We start from the raw sequence: 4,220 nt of genomic DNA on the forward strand, positions 1-4,220 counted from the left end.
GAACGCTTCAACCGGACCATGCTCGACGAATGGGCCTACGCCAGGCCCTACACCTCAGAGACCGAACGCGTTGCCGCCTTCGAGCCCTGGCTGCACCACTACAATCACAACCGAGGCCACACCTCACTCAAGGGTCAAACACCCGCTAGTCGCGTCACCAACCTCCGTGGGTAATACACCTAGAACGCAACTCGGCGATGTCGACTCATCATTCGATCTTCACTGAAGGCGTGTAGGCATAGGGCGTTGCCCCGACAACGCCCGTCCGATTCGTTTGTCTTGGGAAGTACGGCGCGCTCCTGCGCGGTGTGCCTCGTCGCCTGACCCTACCGGTATGATTGCGTGGACTGCGCGAATATTGCCGTTCTGGGGGTGCTATGCGGCGAGACCCAGCCAACGTTATAGGGAGACTTAGGTTTGGATTTACGCGACTATCTCAGAATTATTCGTCAGAGTTGGATCTTGATTGCGGCCGTAACTATGGCTGGACTGCTCACGGGGGGCGCCGTTTCCATTTTGGCCAAACCGACGTACACAGCGGACACCCAGCTTTTCGTGGCGATTCAAAATTCGGGATCAGTGCAAGAGTTGCAGCAAGGTAACAGCTTCAGCCAAGCGCGGGTTCAATCCTACGTGAAGACGGTCGAGTCTCCCGTAGTCCTACAGCCAGCGATTGACGCCCTCGGGCTCGGTCTGACTGCATCTGAATTGGCCGCCCGAGTGACAGCCACCTCTGATCTGAACACGGTGCTGATTAGCATCTCAGCCACGGACCAATCGCCTGTTCAAGCCGCTGCGATAGCCCAGGCGGTCTCGGACAGCCTCATCAAAGCCGTGGATAAGCTTGAGCGGCCGAAGACGGGTGGGTCTTCGCCTGTTAGCCTTTCCGTCATCAAGCCAGCGGTTGCACCCGAGAGCCCATCAGCGCCCAACACTCGGCTGAACCTGATCATTGGTCTTCTTGTCGGGCTAGTAGGTGGCGCCGGCATAGCGGTCCTAAGATCTGTTCTAGACAATCGCATACGCGGCGAATTGGATCTAAGGGCCGTGACAAGTGCACCGCTGCTGGGCGGCATATCGTTCGACCCAGACGCCGTAAAAAAGCCCTTGCTGACGCAATCCGCGCCGCAAAGCCCGAGGGCGGAGTCCTTCCGCCAGCTCCGGACAAATCTCCAGTTCGCCAATGTCTCGGGCCGGGCCAAAACGGTTCTTGTGACCTCATCTCTTCCGGGGGAGGGCAAGAGCACAACGGCTACGAATCTTGCTATTGCACTGGCACAGTCAGGGCGATCGGTTTGTCTGATCGACGCAGATCTGCGGCGGCCAATGGTCAGCGAGTACCTCGGTCTGGACCGGAACGCTGGTCTGACAACGACTCTTGTCGGAGACGTAGATGTAAACGATCTGCTGCAACTTTGGGGCGACGACAATCTCTACGTCTTGACATCAGGTGCCATTCCGCCGAATCCGAGTGAGTTGCTGGGTTCTGCGGAAATGAAAAATCTGATATGCCGCCTGGACGAAGCGTTCGACCACATCATTATTGATGCACCGCCGCTTCTTCCGGTCACGGACGCAGCGGTTCTTTCGCAACACGTGGGGGGTGTTGTCGTCGTGGCCGGCTCGCAGAAGCTTCGACAGACAGATCTTCAGAAGGCGCTAAATGCTTTGGATCTGGTTGGGGCAAATATGCTCGGAATCGTCTTGAACCGGTTGCCGGCTAAGGGACCGGACGCTTACGCCTACGGCTACTACACCCAAGACGAAGAACCCGCTCGGAACGCATCGGCCAAGGTCCGCCGGCGAACGACCGTACTGGCCGACGCCACAACCTACGAGGAAACCGGTCCGCGTCAAGAGGTCGCTGACGCTCTCTTCTCAGAGCCCAAGAGACCGGCGAGTGTTTTTCCCTACTCAAGGTCGGAAGGCCAATAAGCCACCGAGCTGCCACGTGCGCAGCACCAACCAGAGCTCGTGCGGGGCTGACTTCTTAACGGCGTTCGCCTGAAAGTGGGATGATATTAGCTAATGCCTAATGCACACTCCGAAGCTGGCGCTTACGAGTGCGTGAAAGTCGACCCCATGTCATCTGAGCAGCGGAGACTGTCTTGCTAATTGGACAAGAGATACGGGGCCACGGATCAATTTGCTGCCTACCACGTCTTGCCTTGCACCATGCGGCCCGCGATAGCAGGCTTTATGGCCAAGAGGCTCATGGACCATCGGGCATCGAATGACGCAATTACATGGTCCATGCACGACCGACTCGGTCCTGTCTCGAAGCTTAGCTGCAGTTGGATTACTTGAAGGGGGCAAGTTGAGGCGAGTCCGAACAAAATGCGAGTCAACATCGGGCCAAATTATTATCCGGCGTCATGACGTCTAGGACGGGTCACCGCGCAGCGCGGATGCCAAGGGTCCTCGGTGCTCAACTGCGAGCACCGGCTCTATCGCTGGCCTCGCAGATTTCGGGGCTATTGCAGCTTGCTGCCCTCTTGTGGAGGCACGGGCCCAGCAATGCAACTGATGCTTACTTCTACCTGTTCAACCTGGGCAATCTGCCCACTCAAATCCTGCTGGTCGGGGTCTTTTATCCGATGTTGCTTAGCCAAGATCGCGTAACTCGCGATGGTGCGCTACGTTTTCGACGTTGGGTTCCCGTAGCCACACTCATCGCTGTGGCGGCTGGTTCAGGCTGGCTGTCGATTCAGGGACGGGTTCCATTTGAGCTCCTACCAGTACTCGTTCTCGCCGCCCTAAACGCAATTGTTCAGGCGCGGCTTTGGTACATGGCCGTATCAGCGGAAGCTGACGGCTCACCGCATTGGATGGCAGCGATCGCCCTTCCCGCAAATGTTGTCGCAACCTTAGTCATGCTTCTGCCGTGGCCGTCATCTACGGCCGCGGTGACCGCGATGCTGGCCGCCCTTATGACGGCGAATGCCGGATTCCTGATAGTCATGGCGCGCATAAATGTCGGTAGTCAGGTCTTAGACCGGCTCCCCAAGACACGTATACGGCGGCACTCTGCGCACTTTTGGTTCCTTAGCAAGTCCTTTGTGGGATATGGCGGCCTAGTGATCGTGCAATCTCTGGCTCTAGTTCTCCCCCCCGCGACGCTGACGCTTCTCACACTGCCCACCAAGATTGTGGGTTCTGTATCGGCAACCTTTGTCAACGCCGTGATGCCTCGCCTTGTTCACCAGAACAGTGAATCGCCCGCCTCCGCTAAGCGGTTTCTCCGTGTGCTCAGCCTCATTCTCGGCGCGTTGGGTCTGCTCGTTCTCGTCGCCGGGGAGGCGTTAATTCCTCAGTATGTTGCGCAAATCATCGTCGTCGCGCTTTGGCTGCTTGCATCAGCTTCAGCTGCAGTTGCCCAACGAATAATGTTTCGCTTTCTGCCACCAAGTGCATCCCGCATCACGCTGATAGTCGTTCCAATCATTGTCCTAGCGGTCGCGCTTTCGGCGCAGTCGAATGGTTTTGGCCTCATTGCGTTGCTATGTGCCTACGCACTTGTCGACGCAGCGTCAGGCTTTCTGATCCTAGTAACCTTGCGCGACTGGTTGATGGCCTGTGTCACCGGATGCATAACTTTGGCCCTCGCGGCAATCTGGGTTGCAAGCATGCTTTATCCCGAATTTGTCTAGAACGCAGATACAAACCGTGATAATGCCGGGACTCCACATCGGCTACGTAACAGGCGCCTATTAAGGCAGTGAGTATTTGAGGCTTTGAGCACCACCCAATCGTGCCGTTCAGCACCACCGATCGTGCGGGAGAGCGCCAGTGGTGGTGTGGCCGGGAGCCACTGACGCTCTCCGTCATCGATTACGCGCTGGCCAGCGCGGTGTGCTCCCTCATGTTGTAGGTGCCCGTCTCGACCCAGACCGTGTTGTGGATGATCCGGTCCATGATCGCGTCGGCATGAACACCGGAGCCGAGGCGCTGGTGCCAGTCCTTCTGCGAGTACTGGGTGCAGAACACCGTGGACGTTTCGCCGTATCGGCGCTCCATCAGCTCCAGCAGCATGCCGCGCATCGACTCTGTCGGCCGGTCCAGCAACCACTCGGGACTGCCCCCGGTTTTGTTGACTCCTTGACCTAGCGAGCTGGTGCTCGTGGAAGGATGTTGACCATGCCTACGGCTTATGGGGCGGAGTTCCGCCAGGATGTTATTGATGTGGCCCGCAAGGGCGAGGCGCCGCTGGCGCAGATTGC

The 4,220-nt window shown here is 57.8% G+C and carries 3 protein-coding genes and 1 pseudogene; 3 read left to right on the plus strand and 1 reads right to left on the minus strand.

Going from position 1 to position 4,220, the window contains the following annotated elements:
• The 3 genes from AC1DCZ_RS19185 to AC1DCZ_RS19195 all read left to right on the plus strand — a co-directional run.
• On the plus strand, positions 1-174 hold a 174-nt coding region (locus AC1DCZ_RS19185), incomplete at its 5' end, for an integrase core domain-containing protein (RefSeq protein WP_476975988.1).
• Between the two features lie 243 nt (positions 175-417).
• Positions 418-1,935 (plus strand): tyrosine-protein kinase domain-containing protein, encoded by a 1,518-nt coding sequence (locus AC1DCZ_RS19190; protein WP_476975986.1) that lies wholly within the window; start codon positions 418-420, stop codon positions 1,933-1,935.
• Between the two features lie 542 nt (positions 1,936-2,477).
• On the plus strand, positions 2,478-3,650 hold the full coding sequence (locus AC1DCZ_RS19195; protein ID WP_476975987.1) for a hypothetical protein: 1,173 nt from the start codon (positions 2,478-2,480) through the stop codon (positions 3,648-3,650).
• A 181-nt stretch (positions 3,651-3,831) separates the two neighbouring features.
• Here the strand turns inward: AC1DCZ_RS19195 and AC1DCZ_RS19200 are convergent.
• Positions 3,832-4,071: pseudogene (locus AC1DCZ_RS19200) on the minus strand (ATP-binding protein); the annotation flags it as partial.
• Positions 4,072-4,220 lie beyond the last annotated feature (149 nt).

The organism is Arthrobacter sp. 10N418 (assembly GCF_056394725.1).